Origin of the sequence: Micromonospora sp. CPCC 205561 (assembly GCF_036906775.1) — a bacterium.
In the GTDB taxonomy this organism is placed as follows: domain Bacteria; phylum Actinomycetota; class Actinomycetes; order Mycobacteriales; family Micromonosporaceae; genus Micromonospora.
The window spans coordinates 17,009-35,564 of the sequence record NZ_JBAKHV010000021.1; the positions used below are offsets into that span (position 1 = coordinate 17,009).

General features: G+C 73.7%; 17 protein-coding genes and 2 tRNA genes. 13 read left to right on the forward strand and 6 right to left on the reverse strand.

Annotated features, from left to right (window positions below):
• Positions 1-192: 192 nt before the first annotated feature.
• Positions 193-360 carry a DUF5679 domain-containing protein gene (locus V6V16_RS13540; protein ID WP_012014940.1) on the reverse strand — a complete coding sequence of 56 codons (168 nt, stop codon included), beginning with the start codon at positions 358-360 and terminating at the stop codon, positions 193-195.
• Positions 361-873: 513 nt separating this feature from the next.
• Here V6V16_RS13540 and V6V16_RS13545 point away from each other — a divergent pair.
• Together V6V16_RS13545 and V6V16_RS13550 are read left to right on the forward strand one after the other, a co-directional pair.
• Positions 874-1,404, forward strand: coding sequence for a M48 metallopeptidase family protein (locus V6V16_RS13545; RefSeq protein ID WP_334562364.1), 531 nt, complete (start codon positions 874-876; stop codon positions 1,402-1,404).
• Between the two features lie 86 nt (positions 1,405-1,490).
• Positions 1,491-2,105 (forward strand): hypothetical protein, encoded by a 615-nt coding sequence (locus V6V16_RS13550; RefSeq protein ID WP_334562365.1) that lies wholly within the window; start codon positions 1,491-1,493, stop codon positions 2,103-2,105.
• 181 nt (positions 2,106-2,286) lie between these two features.
• Here the strand turns inward: V6V16_RS13550 and V6V16_RS13555 are convergent, their stop codons facing one another.
• Positions 2,287-3,588, reverse strand: coding sequence for a zinc-dependent metalloprotease (locus V6V16_RS13555; protein ID WP_334562366.1), 1,302 nt, complete (start codon positions 3,586-3,588; stop codon positions 2,287-2,289).
• Positions 3,589-3,701: 113 nt separating this feature from the next.
• Between V6V16_RS13555 and V6V16_RS13560 the strand changes: the two genes are divergently transcribed.
• The 7 genes from V6V16_RS13560 to V6V16_RS13590 all read left to right on the forward strand — a co-directional run bounded on the left by V6V16_RS13560 (position 3,702) and on the right by V6V16_RS13590 (position 10,337).
• Positions 3,702-4,715, forward strand: a complete 1,014-nt coding sequence (locus V6V16_RS13560; RefSeq protein ID WP_334562367.1) for a YlbL family protein — start codon at positions 3,702-3,704, stop codon at positions 4,713-4,715.
• A 150-nt stretch (positions 4,716-4,865) separates the two neighbouring features.
• The gene (locus V6V16_RS13565) at positions 4,866-7,907 is read left to right on the forward strand and encodes a UPF0182 family membrane protein (protein ID WP_334562368.1); all 3,042 of its coding nucleotides are present in this window, start codon (positions 4,866-4,868) and stop codon (positions 7,905-7,907) included.
• A gap of 158 nt (positions 7,908-8,065) precedes the next feature.
• Positions 8,066-8,578 (forward strand): SigE family RNA polymerase sigma factor, encoded by a 513-nt coding sequence (locus V6V16_RS13570; RefSeq protein WP_334562369.1) that lies wholly within the window; start codon positions 8,066-8,068, stop codon positions 8,576-8,578.
• A complete protein-coding gene (locus tag V6V16_RS13575) occupies positions 8,568-9,503 on the forward strand; it encodes a hypothetical protein (protein ID WP_334562370.1) in 936 nt (311 codons plus the stop codon). The genes V6V16_RS13570 and V6V16_RS13575 overlap by 11 nt, the downstream gene beginning before the upstream one ends.
• Before the next feature lie 64 nt (positions 9,504-9,567).
• Positions 9,568-9,644 (forward strand) — tRNA-Met (locus V6V16_RS13580).
• Positions 9,645-9,839: 195 nt separating this feature from the next.
• A tRNA-Met gene (locus tag V6V16_RS13585) sits at positions 9,840-9,913 on the forward strand.
• Between the two features lie 172 nt (positions 9,914-10,085).
• Complete coding sequence (locus V6V16_RS13590; RefSeq protein ID WP_334562371.1) at positions 10,086-10,337, forward strand: hypothetical protein; 252 nt, start codon at positions 10,086-10,088, stop codon at positions 10,335-10,337.
• A 46-nt stretch (positions 10,338-10,383) separates the two neighbouring features.
• Here the strand turns inward: V6V16_RS13590 and V6V16_RS13595 are convergent, their stop codons facing one another.
• The gene (locus V6V16_RS13595) at positions 10,384-11,703 is read right to left on the reverse strand and encodes an ABC transporter substrate-binding protein (RefSeq protein ID WP_334562372.1); all 1,320 of its coding nucleotides are present in this window, start codon (positions 11,701-11,703) and stop codon (positions 10,384-10,386) included.
• Positions 11,704-11,870: 167 nt separating this feature from the next.
• On the opposite strand from V6V16_RS13595, the gene V6V16_RS13600 reads away from it, so the two are divergent.
• Complete coding sequence (locus V6V16_RS13600; RefSeq protein ID WP_334562373.1) at positions 11,871-12,704, forward strand: phosphoribosylaminoimidazolesuccinocarboxamide synthase; 834 nt, start codon at positions 11,871-11,873, stop codon at positions 12,702-12,704.
• Positions 12,705-12,755: 51 nt separating this feature from the next.
• Here V6V16_RS13600 and glpK read toward each other — a convergent pair whose 3' ends face one another.
• A complete protein-coding gene (gene glpK / locus V6V16_RS13605) occupies positions 12,756-14,240 on the reverse strand; it encodes a glycerol kinase GlpK (protein ID WP_334562374.1) in 1,485 nt (494 codons plus the stop codon).
• A gap of 79 nt (positions 14,241-14,319) precedes the next feature.
• Here glpK and V6V16_RS13610 point away from each other — a divergent pair, with 79 nt between their 5' ends.
• On the forward strand, positions 14,320-15,258 hold the full coding sequence (locus V6V16_RS13610; RefSeq protein ID WP_334562375.1) for a ribose-phosphate diphosphokinase: 939 nt from the start codon (positions 14,320-14,322) through the stop codon (positions 15,256-15,258).
• Between the two features lie 228 nt (positions 15,259-15,486).
• Here the strand turns inward: V6V16_RS13610 and V6V16_RS13615 are convergent, their stop codons facing one another.
• Positions 15,487-15,954 (reverse strand): ATP-binding protein, encoded by a 468-nt coding sequence (locus tag V6V16_RS13615; protein ID WP_334562376.1) that lies wholly within the window; start codon positions 15,952-15,954, stop codon positions 15,487-15,489.
• Positions 15,955-16,074: 120 nt separating this feature from the next.
• Here V6V16_RS13615 and macS point away from each other — a divergent pair, with 120 nt between their 5' ends.
• Both macS and V6V16_RS13625 read left to right on the forward strand, forming a co-directional pair.
• Positions 16,075-17,202, forward strand: a complete 1,128-nt coding sequence (gene macS, locus V6V16_RS13620) for a MacS family sensor histidine kinase (RefSeq protein ID WP_334562377.1) — start codon at positions 16,075-16,077, stop codon at positions 17,200-17,202.
• Positions 17,199-17,873, forward strand: a complete 675-nt coding sequence (locus V6V16_RS13625) for a response regulator transcription factor (RefSeq protein WP_334562378.1) — start codon at positions 17,199-17,201, stop codon at positions 17,871-17,873. Before macS ends, V6V16_RS13625 begins: the two co-directional genes overlap by 4 nt.
• Positions 17,874-17,937: 64 nt before the next feature.
• Here V6V16_RS13625 and V6V16_RS13630 read toward each other — a convergent pair whose 3' ends face one another.
• Complete coding sequence (locus tag V6V16_RS13630) at positions 17,938-18,510, reverse strand: DUF5709 domain-containing protein (protein WP_334562379.1); 573 nt, start codon at positions 18,508-18,510, stop codon at positions 17,938-17,940.
• Positions 18,511-18,556 lie beyond the last annotated feature (46 nt).

An 18,556-nucleotide genomic window follows, 5' to 3' on the forward strand; every position in this document is an offset into this window, starting at 1 on the left:
GTCCACAGGTGTCCGGTGGTCTGTCCAGGGCTGTCCACAGGAATTCCCGGGATATCCACAACCGGCTGGTAACCATGTCGGCGAGCCGACAGCGGGTGCACCGCCGGCCGGCCCGCCCTGGGCCGGTCGATCAGGTGCGGTCGAGCCGGAGAGGGCGGCCGCCGGCCGCCCTCTCCGGTGCATCCGTACGGGTCAGACCTTCGCCTTGCCCAGGATGCGGTTCACTGTTGTGCCGCACACCGGACACTTGCCCTTGGCCATGTTCATCCCGGTCTTCGAGACCTCGACGCGCCCCTCGAAGTCCCGCTTCTCCTTGCACTTGACGCAGTAACCGTTGTAGGTCTGGGCCTGGTCGGCCACGGTGCCCTCCTCGTCTCGTCCGCCGGCCGATACGTCCCGGCGGGTTTCCCGGCGGCGGGCCACTCGGGCGCCGGCGCTGGGTGTCTCTCCCACGGCCATCGTCGTGACCGCTGGTCCGCGGACCCTACCCAGGTCTGGGCGGTTCCATGTCAGCTGTGCTTCGTCACTGTGAGCAAGTCGACGTCGAGAGTGTGCATGGCGAATTACGTCTGATAAGTCAGTTTGGCGGGGACACGCCGGCCGAACCCGGTCAGATGCCCCCTGCGGGGCACCCCGAGCTGCGCCCGCCGGAGTGATCACCTAACGTGGGCGGTGCCGCGGTCGCAGCCGCGGGCGGTCGCCACAGAGCGTGACGGCAACGGATTGCCGCGGCCCGGCAAGAATTTTTTCGGGACTCCTGGCGACCAATCACCATTTTCCGGGCGTGTGTCGGGGTGTTGACCCTTGCGGACCCCTGGTCAGTACCCATTAGCTTTCCCTCGTGGCAGGAATCCGAGGCTGCGCGGCGCTCTGATGGCAGGGACGCGGAAGCCGGTCGTCGAGGTACGACGCAGCCAGCGTCGGCGACGCACGGTGTCCGCGTACCGCGACGGTGAGCGGGTCGTCGTCCTCATTCCCGACCAGTTCTCCCGGGCCGAGGAGAGCGAGTGGGTCGACCGGATGCTCGCCCGGCTCGCCGCCCGGGAGGGGCGACTGGCCCGCTCCGACGCCGAGCTGCTCGCCCGGGCCACCCGCCTGATCAGCCTCTACCTCGCCGAGTACGGCACGAAGGCCGCGCCGACGAGCGTCCGCTGGGTCACCAACCAGAACGGCCGCTGGGGGTCCTGCACCCCGGCCGACGGCACCATCCGCCTCTCGCACCGCGTCCAGGACATGCCCGACTGGGTGATCGACTACGTGCTGCTGCACGAGCTGGCCCACCTCATCGTGCCCAGCCACAACGCCCGGTTCTGGGCGCTCGTGGCGCGCTACCCGAGGTGCGAGCGGGCGCGGGGCTACCTGGAGGGCGTGGCGGCGGCCTCCGGCACCCCGCCGACCGACTGACCTCCTCCGGACTCCGCCCCGGTGCCGTGGTCCGGTGCCGTCGTCGCGTGCCGGTGCCGCGGGCGGGACCGGGCTAGGGTCGGGGGATGGCCCGACGTGTGGTGGTGGCGTTGCTCGGACCGGTGGCCTGGGCGCCGCCCGGCATCGACCCGGCGGACTGGCGGGCGGCGCTCGCCGAGGACGTGGTCGACCTGCTCGCCACGCTCAACGAGGTGGAGACGGCGGTCGCCGTCACCCCGACCGACCGGCGGCTGGCCGACGCGGTGGTGTGGCCGGGCACACCCGTGCACGAGGTGCCCGAGGCGACCCCGAACGCCGTCTTCGCCGCCCTCACCGACGCCGGCTACGACCAGGCGGCCGTGATCGCCGGCGACGCGCCGGACGTGCCGGGCCTGACGATCGGCAAGCTGCTGCGTCCGCTGACCACCCGGCCGGTGGCGGTCGCCCCGGTCGAGGGCGGTGGTCCCGGGCTGCTCGGCGTGGCCACACGGCTGCCCGTGCCGGCCTGGTTGCCGGTGCTTGACCTGGACACCACGCGGCCGGCGACGGTGCGCGCGGCCGCGCCCCGACCCGGGGACCTGGCGGTCACCCCGGCCTGGCGGCGCCTGCGGGGGCCGGGCGACCTGGCCTTCCTCGACCCCGCGGTGGAGGGCTGGGAGACCACCCGGGCCCTGCTCTCGGGCACCGCCCAGCCCCGCTGACCGGTCGCCGGCGGGGCTCGCCCGGCACCTGCCGGGACACCGGTCCCCGACCGTGCCGCTCAACCGGGTCGGCCGAGCGGCCAGCCGCGTACCCGGGACGCCCCCGGCGCGGAGCAGGGGCTCGGGCGTCGACCCTGAGCCGCCCGACCCGGGTGGGTCGGGCGGCGTCGAGATCGGGTGGTCAGGGGCGGGTGTCGCCGTCCCCGGCGTCGTCGGGGCCGCGCCGCTCCGGCTCGCCCGGGGCCTTCTCCTCCGGGCCGCCCGGCGCGGAGAAGTCGAAGTTCTCCAGCTCGCCGAGGTCGAACTCGGACATCGCGAAGGCCACCGGGTCGGCGAAGTCGTCGTCGGAGGGGAGCAGGTCGGGGTGGCCCCACAGGGCGTCCCGGCCGGCGATGCCCCGGTGCTCGGTCAGCGCCGCCCAGAGCGCCGCCGCCTCGCGCAGCCGGCGCGGACGCAGCTCCAGGCCGACCAGGGCCGCGAAGGTCTGTTCGGCCGGGCCGCCGGCCGCCCGGCGCCGGCGGAACGCCTCGCCGAGGCTCACCACGTTCGGCAGCCGGCCACCCGCCGCGCTGTCCACCACGTGGCACACCCAGCCCTCGACCAGGGCCAGGGCGGTCTCCAGCCGGGCCAGTGACGCCTTCTGCGCCGGGCTGTCCTCCGGCGTGAAGATGCCCTCCAGGGCGATCGCCTGCATCGACTCCGGGTCGGTCGGGTCGACCCGGCCCATCGCCTCCTCGATCGCCTCCCGGTTGACCCGGATGCCGGCGGCGTACATCTCCACCGCGCTCAGCACGTGCCCGCGCAGCCACGGCACGTGCTGGAAGAGCCGCTGGTGGGCGGCCTCGCGCAGGGCCACGTAGAGGCGTACCTCGTCCTCGGGCAGCTCCAGGCCCTCGCCGTACGCCCGGATGTTGGCCGGGATCAGCGCGGCCGTGCCGGCCGGGCCGAGCGGCAGCCCGATGTCGCCGGCGGAGAGCACCTCCGCGGCGAGCGAGCCGAGCGCCTGGCCGAGCTGGCCGCCGAAGAGCGCGCCGCCGAGGGTGGCGACCATCGACTGCATCGGGCCGAGCTGGGCGCGCGCCTCCGGCGGCACCAGGTCGCCCATCGCGCCGACCATCCGGCTGGCCACCGGGTCGCAGAGCTTGCGCCACACGTCGAGGGTCTTGTAGATCCACTCATTGCGGTTCCAGGCCACCGAGGTCTGGATGCCCGAGGGCAGGGCGGAGGCCGGCTCCAGCCACAGGTCGGCGAGCCGCAACGCCTCCTCCACCGCGTTTCGCTCGAAGGGCGACACCGCCGGATCGCCCGCGGCGGCGAGCTGACTGGCGGCCACCTGCCGGGCCAGGTCCCAGTTGACCGGCCCGCTGCCCGACGCGGAGAGCAGGTGCTGCAACTGCGACATGAACTGCTGCATCTGCGCGGGATCGTTGGGGTCTGGTGGTTGCCCACCCGGGAGCGCGAAACCGAACGGAATATCAGGCACGACGTCTACGGTACGCGCGCCGCGCCCCAGGTCGTCGCCGCTGGCGTTCCGCTGAGGGCGAAGTCGTGATTCACCCGCCGGCCGGCCCCGCCCCGGTCGGTACTCTCTGCCGCATGAGACGTCGCGGCGTGACCGTCCTGGTCGGTGCTCTGCTCACCGCTCTGCTCAGCATCGGCGTGCTCGGCGCGCCCATCCCGTACGTGGTGCTCGGCCCGGGGCCGACCGTCGACACGCTGGGCAAGGAGAACGGCAAGGAGGTCATCCAGGTCACCGGCCGGGAGACCTCCACCTCCGCCGGGCAGCTGCGGCTCACCACGGTCGGCGTGCAGCCCACGGTGAAGTTGCGCTCGGCGATCCAGGGCTGGTTCTCCGACGACGAGGCGGTGGTGCCGCGCGAGCTGGTCTACCCGCCCGGGGAGAGCCGCGAGCAGGTCGAGGAGCGCAACGCGGAGGACTTCAAGGTCTCCCAGACCAGCGCGGAGACCGCGGCGCTGCGCGAGCTGGGGTACCAGGTGCGGGTGGTGGTCAAGACCGTCGCCGCCGACGGGCCGGCGGCCGGCGCGCTGAGGCCCGGCGACGTGGTCACCTCCGTCGACGGGGAGCCGGTGCCGTTGGCCGCCCGGCTCACCGAGCTGATCCGGGCCAAGCCGGCCGGCACCGCCCTGAAGATCGGCTACACCCGCGACGGCGCCGCCGCGACGGCGGAGGTCACCAGCCGGGAGCAGGACGGCCGTCCCCGCATCGGGGTCGAGATCGAGCAGCAGCAGCCGCACCCGTTCACCCTCAACATCGACCTGGAGGACATCGGCGGGCCGAGCGCCGGCCTGATGTTCGCCCTCGGCATCGTCGACAAGCTGACCCCGGCGGACCTCACCGGCGGGAAGATCATCGCGGGGACCGGCACGATCGACGACTCCGGCCGGGTCGGGCCGATCGGCGGCATCGCGCAGAAACTGGTGGGCGCGAAGGAGGCCGGCGCGGTGGCCTTCCTGGTGCCGGCGGCGAACTGCGCCGAGGCCGTGCGCAACCCGCAGCCCGGGCTGCCGCTGCTGAAGGTGGGCTCGCTCGACGAGGCGCTGACCGCGCTGGACGCGCTGCGCGCCGGTGGCCAGGCCACCCGCTGCTGACCCGCCCGTAAGCCGGTCCGGGCATCGACGCCCGCCCTCCCGGCGCGACTCCGCACGATCGCCGTGTGACCTTGGACCGACACGTTCAGGAACACCCCGTACTCTGGGTGCCTGGTCGGAGCCGATCACATCGAGCGTGCGGAGCCAACAGTGGTCATGCGTAGCAGCAGCCCCCTGCCGAGGATGAGCCGACGCGGACGCGTCACGATCGGTGTCCTGGTCGGGGTGTTCGTGCTCTTCACCCTGCTCGGCTGGGGTGTCCAGGCGTGGACGGACTGGCTGTGGTTCGACGAGGTCCGCTACACCGAAGTCTTCACCGGGGTGCTGCGGACCCGGCTGCTGCTCTTCCTCGCGGTCGGGCTGGGCATGGCGGCGATCGTCGGCGGGAACCTCTGGCTGGCCCAGCGGCTGCGTCCCCGGATGCGCCCGCACTCGCCGGAGCAGGCCACCCTGGAGCGCTACCGGATGCTGCTCGGCCCGCGGCTCGGTGTCTGGGTCGCGCTGGTCGCCGGCGTGGTCGGCCTCTTCGCCGGGCTGTCGGCGCAGAGCCGGTGGAACCAGTGGCTGCTCTTCCGCAACGGCGGGGACTTCGGCGTGAAGGACCCGGAGTTCGGCGTCGACGTCGGCTTCTACGTCTTCCAGCTGCCGTTCCTGCGCTACCTGCTCGGGGTGGGCTTCACCGCGGTGGTGCTCTCCGTGATCGGGGCGCTCGCCGTGCACTACATCTTCGGCGGCGTCCGGCTCCAGGGCATCGGCGACCGGATGACCAACGCCGCCCGGGCCCACCTGAGCACGCTCGTCGCGGTCTTCGTCCTGCTGAAGGCGCTCGCGTACGTGCTGGACCGGCGGGCGATGCTGCTGGAGTACGGCGAGGGCCCGGTCTTCGGCGCCGGCTACGCCGACGTCAACGCGCTGCTGCCGGCCAAGGAGATCCTCGCCTACATCTCCATCGTGGTGGCGATCGCGATCATCGTCTTCTCCAACGCCTGGATGCGGAACCTGGTCTGGCCGGGCATCTCGCTCGCCCTGCTGGGCGTCTCCGCCGTCGCCATCGGCGGCATCTACCCCTGGGCGGTGCAGACCTTCGAGGTCAAGCCCAGCGCGAAGGAGAAGGAGGCGCCGTTCATCGAGCGCAGCATCAAGGCGACCCGCTCGGCGTTCGGGCTGGAGGCGGCGACCACCACGCCGTACGCGGCGAGCAACCTGACCCCGCCGGCGAGCCTCACCACGGACACCTCCGTGGTGCCGAACATCCGGCTGCTCGACCCGCAACTGGTCTCCGAGACGTACACCCAGCGCCAGCAGGTCCGGCAGTTCTACGACTTCGGCGAGAAGCTGGACGTCGACCGGTACGGGGTCAACGGCAAGGTGCAGGACTACGTGGTGGGCCTGCGCGAGGTCAACTACCGGCAGCTGACCCCCCAGCAGAACACCTGGATCAACCGGCACACCGTCTACACCCACGGCTACGGGCTCGTGGCCGCGCCCGGCAACCGGGTGGTCTGCGGCGGTCAGCCCTTCTTCGTCTCCGGCTTCCTGGGCGACCCTCAGGAGCAGCAGAAGGAGCAGGGCCAGCAGGCGAGCGAGCAGTGCGCCGCGCAGACGGAACAGATCCCGGCGAAGCAGCCGCGGATCTACTACGGCGAGCGGATGGACGAGGGTGACTACGCGATCGTCGGGCAGGCCGACGCGGAGCGCAAGGCGGAGTTCGACCGCCCGGTCGGCGAGGGCGGCGAGTCCTACACCTACACCGGCGAGGGCGGCGTCGAGATCGGTTCGTTCACCCGCCGGCTGCTCTACGCGATCAAGGAGCAGGAGTCGAACTTCCTGCTCTCCGACGCGGTCAACGACGAGTCGAAGCTGCTCTACGTGCGCAACCCGCGCGACCGGGTGGAGAAGGTCGCCCCGTTCCTCACCCTGGACGGCGACCCGTACCCGGCCGTGGTGGAGGGCCGGATCCAGTGGATCATCGACGGCTACACCACGGCGGCGACCTACCCGTACGCCGAGCGGATCAACCTCCAGGAGCAGACCGCCGACGAGCTGACCGGGCGGGGCACCTTCCAGCTCGCCCGCGAGAACGTCAACTACATCCGCAACTCCGTCAAGGCCACGGTCGACGCGTACGACGGCACCGTCCGGCTCTACGAGTTCGACGAGACCGACCCGGTGCTCAAGGCGTGGAACAAGGCGTTCGGCGGCGACCTCGTGGTGCCGAAGGCCGAGATCCCCGGCGCTCTCGCCGAGCACTTCCGCTACCCGGCCGACCTGTTCAAGGTGCAGCGCAACCTGCTGACCCGGTTCCACGTGACGAACCCCGGCGACTTCTACTCGGCGACCGACTTCTGGCAGGTGCCGAACGTGCCGGACGCTCCCGACACCGGCCAGAAGCAGCCGCCGTACTACCTGTTCACCCAGTTGCCGGGCCAGGATTCGGCGCGCTTCCAGCTGACCTCGGCGGTCACCCCGAACGGGCGGGAGAACCTCGCCGCGCTGATCTCCGGGTCGTACGTCGACGGGCAGCCCAGGCTCGAGGTGCTCGACCTGCCCGACCAGACCCGGGTCTCCGGCCCGGTGCAGGTGCACCAGTCGATGACCCAGAACGCCAACATCCGGCAGCAGCTCAACCTGCTCCAGTCCCAGCAGGCCCAGGTGCAGTACGGCAACCTGCTCTCCCTGCCGTTCGGCGACGGCATGCTCTACATCGAGCCGGTCTACGTGAAGACCGCCGCGCAGAACGCGCCGCCGCTGTTGCAGCGGGTGCTGATGTCCTACGGCGACGGCGGCTCCTACGTGGTGCTGGCCAACAGCGTCTCCGACGGCATCAAGCAGCTCGTCGAGCAGGGCAAGCAGGCCGCCGCCCCGGGCACGCCGCCGCCGGGCGGCACCCCGCCGGGTGGCACGCCGCCGGGTGGCACGCCGCCGGCGCTGACCGGCGAGCTGGCCGAGGCGGCGAACCGGGTCCAGACCGCCATCGCGGAGGTCCGGGCCGCCCAGACGTCCGGCGACTTCGAGCGGTACGGCCGCGCGTTGAAGGCGCTGGACGAGGCGCTCACCGCCTTCCAGCAGGCCCAGCGGACGGCCGCCGCGCCGACCCCCGGTGCCAGCGCGCCGGCCTCCCCCTCGCCGGGTGCCAGCCCGCCGGCGTCCCCGGCACCCAGCGGCAGCCCCGCCCCGCCACCGGGCGGCTGACCATCCTCGGCGGCGCCCCCGGCCACGGACCTGTCCCGGTCCCCAGGCCGGGGGCGCTGTCGCGTTCCCGACGACCGGCCCGGCACCCGCAACCGCCACCGGCCTGGCGCCGTCCTTCCTGCAAGAGGCGCCAACGATCGGGAAGCGTGGTCGAAGACATGAGGGACGCGACGAGCTTCGACGAGTTCTACCGGAGCACCTCCCGGCGGATGCTCCGCTACGGCCACGCCGTCACCGGTGACCACGGCGAGGCCCAGGATCTGGTGCAGGAGGCGTACGCCCGCGCCTGGCGGCAGTGGGGCCGGCTCGCCGCCCACCCGACGCCCGAGGCCTGGCTGCGGCTGGTGATCGCCCGGCTGGCCACCGACCGGTGGCGCCGGCTGCAACGGTGGCGCGCGGCGCTGAGCCGCAGCGGCCCGCCCGAGCCGGTGCCGCCACCGAACGAGGACGCCGTGCTGCTGGCGGGCGCGCTGCGCCGACTGCCGGCCGCCCAGCGGCAGGCCCTCGCCCTGCACTACCTCTTCGACATGTCGGTGCAGGACATCGCCCGGGAGACCCGGGTGCCTGACGGCACCGTCAAGTCCTGGTTGTCGCGGGGCCGGGCGCGGCTGGCCACGCTGCTGCCCGACCTGCCCGCCGCCGAGGAACTGGAGGCGAACGATGTCGCGTGAACTGTCAGATCTCTACCGGTCGCTCGCCCGGCACGCCGACGAGCGCACCCTGGTCGTCCCGCAGGAGCTGCGGCGGCGCGCCGACCGGCGGGGCCGGCTCCGGGTCACCGGCGTCGCGCTCGGGACGGCACTGCTGCTCGCCGGCCTGGTGACCGGCAGCGGGCTGGTGCTCGCCGAGGAGCGCCAACCCCTGCCGCCGCCCGCCGCGCTCCCGCCGCCGTCGGGTGCCCCGGCGCCGACCCCGGCCACGGAGCCGACGGCGACGCCGCGGACCCCGGCCGGCACCCCGCCCCGGCCGACCGCCACGCCCGTGGCGACGGTGGGGAACGCGCCCGTGCCGCCACGCACGCCGGCCACGGTGCCGGACCGGGCCTTCTTCGCCCAGGCGGCCGAGAACCGGACGGGGATGGAACCCGTCTTCCGGGACACCGCCGCGCTGCCGGCGCTCTGCGGCGCCCGCTACCGCAGCGACGCCGGCATCGTGCAGCGCCGGACCCGGCACCTGGCCTACAGGCTGCCGGGGACCCCGACGGGGTACGTCCCGGAGGGCAGCTACGCGCACAGCATCACCATCTACCGCCCGGGGCGGGCCGCCGACTTCCTGCGTGAGCTGCGGGCGGCGGTGCGGGGCTGCCCGGAGCAGTCCGGGGTGGCCGGCGGCAACGCGACGACCGAGCGCCCGCGGCTGCTGGCCGACGGCGGCCTCGGCGACGGGTCGGTGCTGTTCGAGATCCGGGCGCCGGTCCGCGACATCGACGGCAACCCCACAGGCGGCGAGGAGCTGCGGCTGGTCCGGGCGATCCGGGTCGGCGACGTGGTGACCGTGCTCTGGGAACAGGGCTGGGAGGGCACCTCCGCGACGCGGTCACAGGTCGACGCCGACAGCCGGCGGGCGGTCGCCGCGATCGACGCCTGGCTGCGCTGACGCGTACGGCGTCCGGGGTCGTTTTGCGGCGACCGGGGTCGGTGGGATACGGTGTACGAACCGACGCGGGGTGGAGCAGCTCGGTAGCTCGCTGGGCTCATAACCCAGAGGTCGCAGGTTCAAATCCTGTCCCCGCTACCACGTCGAACGGCCCCGAGGGACTCCCTCGGGGCCGTTCGGTTTGTCCGGGCGCCGCTGCGGCACTGACCGGGCGGTGGCTCGTCGGGCGCCCGCGGCGGCTCGACGGGGCACCGGGCGGGCGGCGGACGGCGGACGGCGGCATCGGGGGGTCCGCTGATCATCCGGGCGGCGGGTGCGCTAAGCTATGTGAGCCGACGCGGGGTGGAGCAGCTCGGTAGCTCGCTGGGCTCATAACCCAGAGGTCGCAGGTTCAAATCCTGTCCCCGCTACTGACGGAAAGACCCCGGAGATCATCTCCGGGGTCTTTCCGCATCTCCGGGCCTGGGTGGACGCCCTTCGGCCCCCGGTGGGACGCGCGCCGGGAAGGGCCGGCGACCACACCGACAGGGCGTTCCCGCCGACCGACGTGCCGTGTTTGCGGTTGTCGGCGAGGATGTGGGTATGTCTTCATTCGGAAAGTGGTGGGGCCGGCTGAGCGCGGTCCTCGGTGCGGTCGCGCTGTCGGTGTTCGTCCCCGTCGCGGCCTGGGCGTCCACCGGCACGGGCGAGTTGGTGGTCGAGGCCGCCCGGCGGCGGCGCGGTGGCGGCGGCTTCGGCTTCCTCGGCCTGCTCTGCTGCCTGGTCGTGGTCGCCGTGGTCGTCTTCCTGCTGCTGCGGATGATGCGCAACCGCCGCGGCGGACCGCCGCGCTGAGTCCGCACAGCGCCACCGGCACGCGCCGGGCTGGTCGGCGGGCACGCTAGCCGGCCAGCGCGGCGTCCGCCTGTGCCATGAAACGGGACGTGGCCGTCCTGGGCCCGGCCGCGCCGTTGCGGATGCTCTCGGCGGCCGCGAGCAGGAGCGCACGCACCCGCGGGTGACCCGGCGGCGGTGGGCTCGGCGCCGGCCCCAGCCGGTCGGCCAGTGCCGTGCCGAGGGCCGCCGCGCGGCGCTGCGCGGCGTCGGTGATGCTGCCCGCGACGTAGCTGCGCACCGCCAGGCTCGGGCTGAGCCCGCGTTCGTGGCCGAGTACGGTCCCCGCCTCGCCGTTGCCGGTGAGGAAGTTGATCACGTCGGCGACCAGGGCGGGGTGGCGGGTGCCCCGGAAGGCGGCCCAGTACATCGACGCCCGGTGCCACTGCGCCTCCGGCGGCCCCGGCATCGCGGCCAGGCCGAGTTCGGCACGGGTCAGCCGCTGGAGTTCCGGGAGCTGGTGCGACCAGACGAACGAGGCGGCCGTGGCGCCGGTGACCACGAGCTGCCGGACCGGTTCGCCGCCGTCGGCCTGCTCCACCAGGGCGGCGCTCGGAGTGGCCCGGCCGGAGCGCGCCCGCCGCCACAGCTCGAACCACTCGGTCAGCGCGTCGGCGCCGAAACCGAGCTGCCGGCCCCGGTACAGCTCGCCGCCCTGGCCGCGTAGCCAGAGCCAGAACGCCCGGGTGTCGCCGGACGCGTCCATGGTGCCCGCCACCCTGCCCTCGCCGACCCGGGTGACCCGCCGCGCCCAGGCGACGTACTCCGCCCAGGACATCCCCGTCTCCGGCTCGGGCAGCCGCAGCCGGCGCAGCAGCGTGCGGTCGTAGACCAGGGCCGCCGCGGTCTGTCCCGCGGCGACGCCGACCGTACGCCCGTCGACCTGCCCGTAGCGCACCAGGCCCGGGGGGAGGGTGCGCAGGTCCAGGCGGTGGTCGGCGACGTACCCGCTGAGGTCCAGGACGATCTCGCGGCGGGCGTACTCGGTGAGCATGCTGTCGTCCAGCTGGATCAGGTCGGGCACGTTGCCGCCCGCCGCCTGGGTGGCCAGCCGGGCGTAGTAGCCGTCGGCGCCCTGCCAGGTGATCCGGAAGCTGACGCGGGGGTTGCGGTCGGTGTAGAGCCGCAGGACCCGCTCGGTGAGCTCCGCCCGCTTCGCCCCGCCGTACCAGAAGACCGACAGCTCGACCGGCCCGGTCTCCACCGCCGCCGTCTGGTCCTCGCTGCACCCGGCGGCGAGTACCGGCGCGCCCAGCAACGCGGCGAGCACCCGGCGCCGGCCCGGTTCCGCCCCGGCGCGGGCGAGCGGGAATCGGGCAGCGGGCACGGAAGGCTCCTGGTGGGCCGAGGGGGCGGACGGCCGGACCATTCACGCAGGCGGGCCGGGAGGGTGTCAACGTACGACCGGCCACACCGCCGCGGACCGGGCGTACGCATCGATGCGCGCGGCCACCGGCGGACGCCGTACGGGGCCCGCGTGGTGTACTAGGGCGCGTGGAACTTCTGCACTCGGGCAAGGTCAGGGACGTCTACGCCGACGGCGAGGACCTGATCCTGGTCGCCTCCGACCGCATCTCGATCTACGACGTGGTGCTGCCGACGCCGATTCCTGACAAGGGCAGGTTGCTCACCGCGCTCTCCCTGTGGTGGTTCGAGCAGCTCTCCGACCTGGTGCCGAACCACGTCCTCTCCGCCACCGACGTGCCGGCGGAGTTCGCCGGCCGGGCGATCCGCTGCCGGCGGCTGGAGATGGTCGCGGTGGAATGCGTCGCCCGGGGCTACCTGACCGGCGGCGGCCTGAAGGAGTACCAGCGCACCGGCGCGGTCTCCGGCGTGCCGCTGCCGCGCGGCCTGGTCGAGGCGTCCATCCTGCCCGAGCCGATCTTCACCCCGTCCACCAAGGCGCCGGTGGGGGAGCACGACGAGCCGATCACCTTCGCCGACGTGGTGGAGAAGGTCGGCGCCGAGACGGCCGAGCGGCTGCGTGGAATCACCATCGACGTCTACCGGCGGGGCGCGGAGCTGGCCGCCGACCGGGGGATCCTGATCGCCGACACCAAGATCGAGCTGGGCTGGGCGGCGGACGGCACCCTGACCGTGGGCGACGAGCTGCTGACCTCCGACTCGTCCCGGTTCTGGCCGGCGGAGTCGTACCAGCCGGGTCGGGCGCAGTTCTCCTACGACAAGCAGTACGTGCGGGACTGGGCCGTGGAGAGCGGCTGGGACAAGCAGGCGCCGGCGCCCGAGGTGCCGGCCGAGGTGGTCGAGGCGACCCGCGCCCGCTACGTGGACGTCTACGAGAAGCTCACCGGCAACCGCTGGGCCTGATTCCCACGGTGCGCGCGGGCCGGCACGCCGAAACCGGCCGGTCGGTCCCCGTCAGTCGACCCAGTCCAGGGTGCGCTCGACGGCCTTGCGCCAGTTGCGCAGCTCCCGCTCCCGGTGTGCCGGGTCCATCGTCGACTCCCACTGCGCGTCGGAGCGCCACTGGGCGCGCAGCGTGGCCAGGTCCGGCCAGAAGCCGACCGCCAGGCCGGCCGCGTACGCGGCGCCGAGACAGGTGGTCTCGGCGATCCGGGAGCGGACCACCGGCACGTCGAGCACGTCGGCGAGGAACTGCATCAGCAGCCCGTTGGCGGTCATCCCGCCGTCCACCCGGAGCCGGCGCAGCGCCACGTCGGAGTCGGCGTTCATCGCGTCGACCACCTCGCGGGTCTGCCAGGCCGACGCCTCCAGGGCCGCCCGGGCCAGGTGGCCCTTCGTGATGTAGCCGGTCAGCCCGGCGACCACGCCGCGCGCGTCGCTGCGCCAGTGCGGGGCGAACAGCCCGGAGAAGGCCGGCACGACGTAGCAGCCGCCGTTGTCGTCGACGGTGCGGGCCAGCTCCTCCACCTCGGCGGCGGTGGAGATCAGCCCCAGGTTGTCCCGCAGCCACTGCACAAGCGAGCCGGTGACCGCGATCGCTCCCTCCAGGGCGTACGCGGCGGGCTGGCCGTGGATGCGGTAGGCGACCGTGGTGAGCAGGCCGTGGGTGGAGGGGACCGGGCTGGCGCCGGTGTTGAGCAGCAGGAAGCTGCCGGTGCCGTAGGTGCACTTGGCCTCGCCCGGCTGGAAGCAGGTCTGCCCGAACAGGGCGGCCTGCTGGTCGCCGAGCGCGCTGGCCACGGGCACCCCGGCCAGCACGCCGGTGGCCTCCCCGTAGACCTCGGCGGAGCTGCGGATCTGCGGCAGCATCGCGGCCGGCACGCCCAACGCGTCGAGCAGTTCCGGGTGCCAGTCGAGGGTTTCCAGGTCCATCAGCATGGTGCGGCTGGCGTTCGTGACGTCCGTGACGTGCCGGCCGGTGAGCTTCCAGATCAGCCAGCTGTCCATGGTGCCGAAGAGCAGCTCGCCGGCCTCGGCGCGCCCGCTCAGCCCGTCGACGTGATCCAGCAGCCAGCGCAGCTTCGGCCCGGCGAAGTAGGTGGCCAGCGGCAGCCCCGTGCGGGAGCGGAACCGCTGCTCGCCGTACGCCTGGTCCAGCTCGCGCAGCAGCGGCCCGGTGCGGGTGTCCTGCCAGACGACGGCGTTGGCCACCGGCCGGCCGGTGGCCCGGTCCCAGACGACGGTGGTCTCCCGCTGGTTGGTGATGCCCACGGCGGCGAGCCCGGCGGCGTCGGTGCCGGCATCGCGCAGCGCCTCCCGGACGACCCGCTGGACGTTGTCCCAGATCTCCTCGGCGTCGTGCTCCACCCAGCCCGGCCGGGGGAAGATCTGCCGGTGCTCGCGCTGCGCCACGGAGACGATCTGCCCGGCGCGGTCGAAGACGATGCACCGCGAGGAGGTGGTGCCCTGGTCGATGGCGGCGACGTACTCGGGGGTCACGGCAGCACCGTACCCGGACCGGCCGGGTCCCGCCGGCCGACGCGTCGCAACCGGCCCGTCGTCCGTACGATGTGCAGACGTGCGTGACATCGCCGTGTTCAGTGGAACAGCCCATCCCGAACTCGCCGCCGAGATCTGTGCCCACCTCGGCGTTCCGCTGCATCCGGTACGGGTGTCCCGGTTCGCCAACGACTGCCTGGAAGTGCAGTTGCAGGCCAACTGCCGGGAGCGGGACGTCTTCCTGATCCAGCCGCTGGTGCCGCCCGTGCAGGAGAATCTGGTCGAGCTGCTGCTCATGATCGACGCGGCCCGGGGCGCCTCGGCCGGCCGGATCACCGTGGTGCTGCCGCACTACGCGTACGCCCGCTCCGACAAGAAGGACGCGCCGCGCATCTCGATCGGCGGGCGGCTCGTCGCCGACCTGCTCACCTCGGCCGGCGCGGACCGGGTGCTGGCGATGACCCTGCACTCGCCGCAGGTGCACGGGTTCTTCGACGTGCCGGTCGACCACCTGCACGCGCTGCGCGAGCTGGCCGACCACTTCTCCCGGCACGACCTGGGCAACACGGTGGTGGTCTCGCCGGACCTCGGCAACGCCAAGGAGGCGGCGGCGTTCGCCCGGCGGCTCGGCACCCCGGTGGCCGCCGGGGCGAAACAGCGGTTCAGCGACGACCGGGTCAAGATCAGTGCGGTGATCGGCGACGTGGCCGACCGGGACGTCATCGTGCTGGACGACGAGATCGCCAAGGGCAGCACGGTGATCGAGCTGATGGAGCACCTGCGCGGGCTCAAGGTCCGCTCCATCCGGCTGGCCTGCACGCACGGCCTCTTCTCCAGCGGGGCGCTGGACCGGCTCAGCGAGCAGGAGGGGGTACTGGAGATCGTCTGCACCAACACGGTGCCGATCCCGGCCGACAAGCGGGTGCCGAAGCTGAAGGTCCTCTCGGTGGCGCCGGCCCTGGCCGAGGCGATGCGTCGCATCCACAACGGCGAATCGGTAAGCGCCCTCTTCGCCTGACCCCCACCCATTCCGGCCGCCACCCCGCTCCCTGCCCGCTCCCGCCCGGCCCGCCGCTCCCGCCCCCGCCGGCCCCCGTTCGGCCGCCGATCTTGCACTTTCGGCCCGGAGGGAGGGCGCTTTACCCCGATTTACGGGGGCCGAAAGTGCAAGATCGCGAGGGAGAGTGGGGGGAGGGCGAGGGGAGGGCGGGGGGAGGGCGGGGGTGGGGGTCAGGCGTGGTGGGGGTCAGGCGTGGTGGGGGTGGGATGCGTGTTCGGGGGTGGTGACCGCGGCGGTGATCCGGACCGTGGTGCCGTGCTCGCCGGTTTCGACGGCCATGCTGTCGCTCAGCTCCCGGGCCAGCCAGAGGCCCCAGCCGCCGGCGGTGTCGGCCGCCGGCCGGCTCCGGTCGCCGAGCCGCTGCGTGCTGATCCCCTGCCCGTGGTCGGAGACCTCGCAGGCGAGCTGCTCCGACTGTCGCCACAGTCGCAGCCAGCCCCGGCCCCCGCCGTGCCGGACGGCGTTGGTGATCAGCTCGTTGACCGCCAGCACGAAGTCGTCCAGGCGTTGACCGTTCAGCCCCGCCGCACGCGCGTAGGAGGTGACCGAGTGTCGAAGCTCGGTCACCTGAGCCTGATCGAAGGCTTCGGCGATGAGGAGGGAAGATTCGATGGGCACAACCGTACGCTGTGCACCCGGTTCCGCATTCGTCATGGCCCCGTCCCGACAGCGGATCTCGGAGGTTTTCGCGGCTTTTCCACCGTACGCCAGGTTTTCCCGGGGTGCATCCGGCAGTACGTGGGCCGCTCCCGGGGCTGTGGCATCGTGACGGGCGTGCCGACGCCGACCGGTGGTTTCGAGGTCCCGCTCTGGCGGGCCATCGCCGTGTTCCGGGTGGCCTCCCTCGCGTACGTCTGCGCGCTGGCCGTTCGGGACGCCGACCGGTACGCGCACCCGCTCGCGGCCGGCGGCCTGGTCCTGCTGATGGCGCTCTGGACCGGCGTGACCGCGGTCGGCTACGCCCGCCCCGCCCGGCCGGGCTGGCCACTGCTCCTGGCGGACCTGGCGGTCGTCCTCGGCATCCTGCTGGCCACTCCGTGGGTGGTCGGGCGCGCGGCGCTCGCCGCCGGCGTGCCCACCCTGGCGGTGGCCTGGATGGCCGGCCCGGTGCTGGCCTGGGCGGTCTCCGGCGGCCGGCGCCGGGGCACCGTGGCGGCCCTGGCGCTCGGGGCGGCGGACCTCGCCACCCGCGAACGGATCGGCCAGTCGTCGCTCACCGGGGTCATCCTGCTGCTGCTCGCCGGGGCCGTGGTCGGGCACGTCGCCCGGCTGGCCGGGACGGCCGAGGAGCGGCTGCACCGGGCGGTGGAGCTGGAGGCCGCCACCCGGGAGCGGGAGCGGCTGGCCCGCGACATCCACGACTCGGTGCTCCAGGTGCTGGCGCTGGTGCAGCGGCGCGGCGCCCACCTGGACGGCGAGGCGGGGGAGCTGGCCCGGCTCGCGGGGGAGCAGGAGGCCGCGCTGCGCGCCCTGATCGCCGGCACCGCGCCGGTCGCGGCCAACGCCGACGGCGGGCCGGTGGACCTGCGCGGGCTGCTCGGCCGGTACGCCTCGGCGACGGTTTCGCTCTCCGCGCCGGCGACCCCCGTGCCGTTGCCGGGGCGGGTCGCCCACGAACTGGCCGCGGCGACGGCCGCCGCCCTGGACAACGTCGCCCGGCACGCGGGCGGGCGGGCCTGGGTGCTGGTCGAGGACGAGGGGGCGACGGTGACGGTGTCGGTGCGCGACGAGGGTCCGGGTTTCCCGGACGGTCGGCTGGAGGAGGCCGCCGCCGAGGGCCGGCTCGGCGTCGCCCGGTCCATCCGGGGCCGCCTCGCCTGCCTCGGCGGTACGGTGCGGATCACCTCAGCGCCCGGCGCCGGTACCGAGCTGGAACTGATCGTCCCGAGGAGGCCGACATGACGGTGCGGATCATGGTGGTCGACGACCACCCGATGTGGCGTGAGGGGGTGGCCAGGGACCTCACCGAGGCCGGGCACGTGGTCGTCGCCACCAGCGGCGAGGGGCGGCAGGCCGTCCGCGTCGCCGCCGCGACCAGGCCCGACGTGGTGGTGCTGGACCTGCAACTGCCGGACGTCTCCGGGGTGGAGGTGATCCGGGGGCTGCGCGCCGTGCTGCCGGAGGTGCGGGTGCTGATGCTCTCGGCCAGCGGCGAGCAGCAGAGCGTGCTGGACGCGGTGAAGGCGGGGGCCACCGGCTACCTGGTGAAGTCGGCCGCCCCGACGGAGTTCCTGGAGGCGGTGCGCCGCACGGCGGCCGGGGAGCCGGTCTTCACGCCCGGGCTGGCCGGGCTGGTCCTCGGCGAGTACCGGCGGCTCGCGGCCGCCCCCGGCGACGCCGGCACGGCCGGCCGGGAACCCTCGGGCGTCGGCCCGGCACCCCGGCTGACCGACCGGGAGACCGAGGTGCTGCGCCTGGTAGCCAAGGGGCTCTCCTACAAGCAGATCGCCGAGCGGCTCGGGCTGTCCCACCGGACCGTGCAGAACCACGTGCAGAACACGCTCGGCAAGCTCCAGCTGCACAACCGGGTCGAGCTGGCCCGGTACGCGATCGAGCGGGGACTGGACGACTGAGGGCCCCGGGTCCGGGAACCGCCGGGAGGACCCGGAGGGACTCCCGACGGCCCCCGGGGCCGTCTCAGACCGAGTGCGGCGGGCGCGTCTCGTGGATGGCCAGCTCCTCGGCGCTCGCGCCGCCGCCGGCCGAACCGGCGTCGTACGCCACGGAGTCGGTCTCCTGGTCGGTGTGCGCCCCCTCGTCCGGTTCGACGAGGCGGCCGACCTGGCCGTCGGCGACGCTGCCGAGCTTGCCGTGGTCGTAGAGCGAGACCGGCGAGTTCGGGTCGGAGGTGGGGCCGGGGTCGATCACGTCGGCGTCCAACTGGGCCTGTGCCGCGGCCTCCTCGCTGTCGGCCTCGGCGGCGATGTCCGGGTCCACGGGGCCGGCCAGCGGGTCGTCGGAGGGGCGTTCGTGCTGCTCCCGGTCGAGCTTGTAGTCGAGCGACTCGCCGTCGAGCTGCTCCTCCGCGGTGGTCCCGAACCGGTCCACGGCGACCGGGGTCCGGTCACCCGGCAGCTGTGCCGGCTCCGGGCCGTCCGCCTCGCGCCCCGTCAGGACGTCGTCGTTGGCGGTCGAGTCGTCGTCGGCGGTGTCGGGCAGGCCCTCCGCCTCGGGGTCGGACACGGGGGTCGGGTACTCGTCGTCGCGCATGTCTGACCACTACCCACCTCCCTCCCGGCATAACCGGCACCGGCCG

Bases quoted from the DNA above. Each gene is read 5' to 3' on its own strand.
- V6V16_RS13615 (WP_334562376.1), bottom strand. From the start codon at position 15,954: ATGACGAATGCGGAACCGGGTGCACAGCGTACGGTTGTGCCCATCGAA.
- V6V16_RS13545 (WP_334562364.1), top strand. From the start codon at position 874: ATGGCAGGGACGCGGAAGCCGGTCGTCGAGGTACGACGCAGCCAGCGT.
- V6V16_RS13570 (WP_334562369.1), top strand. From the start codon at position 8,066: ATGAGGGACGCGACGAGCTTCGACGAGTTCTACCGGAGCACCTCCCGG.
- V6V16_RS13590 (WP_334562371.1), top strand. From the start codon at position 10,086: ATGTCTTCATTCGGAAAGTGGTGGGGCCGGCTGAGCGCGGTCCTCGGT.
- V6V16_RS13550 (WP_334562365.1), top strand. From the start codon at position 1,491: ATGGCCCGACGTGTGGTGGTGGCGTTGCTCGGACCGGTGGCCTGGGCG.
- V6V16_RS13560 (WP_334562367.1), top strand. From the start codon at position 3,702: ATGAGACGTCGCGGCGTGACCGTCCTGGTCGGTGCTCTGCTCACCGCT.
- V6V16_RS13575 (WP_334562370.1), top strand. From the start codon at position 8,568: ATGTCGCGTGAACTGTCAGATCTCTACCGGTCGCTCGCCCGGCACGCC.
- V6V16_RS13625 (WP_334562378.1), top strand. From the start codon at position 17,199: ATGACGGTGCGGATCATGGTGGTCGACGACCACCCGATGTGGCGTGAG.
- V6V16_RS13630 (WP_334562379.1), bottom strand. From the start codon at position 18,510: ATGCGCGACGACGAGTACCCGACCCCCGTGTCCGACCCCGAGGCGGAG.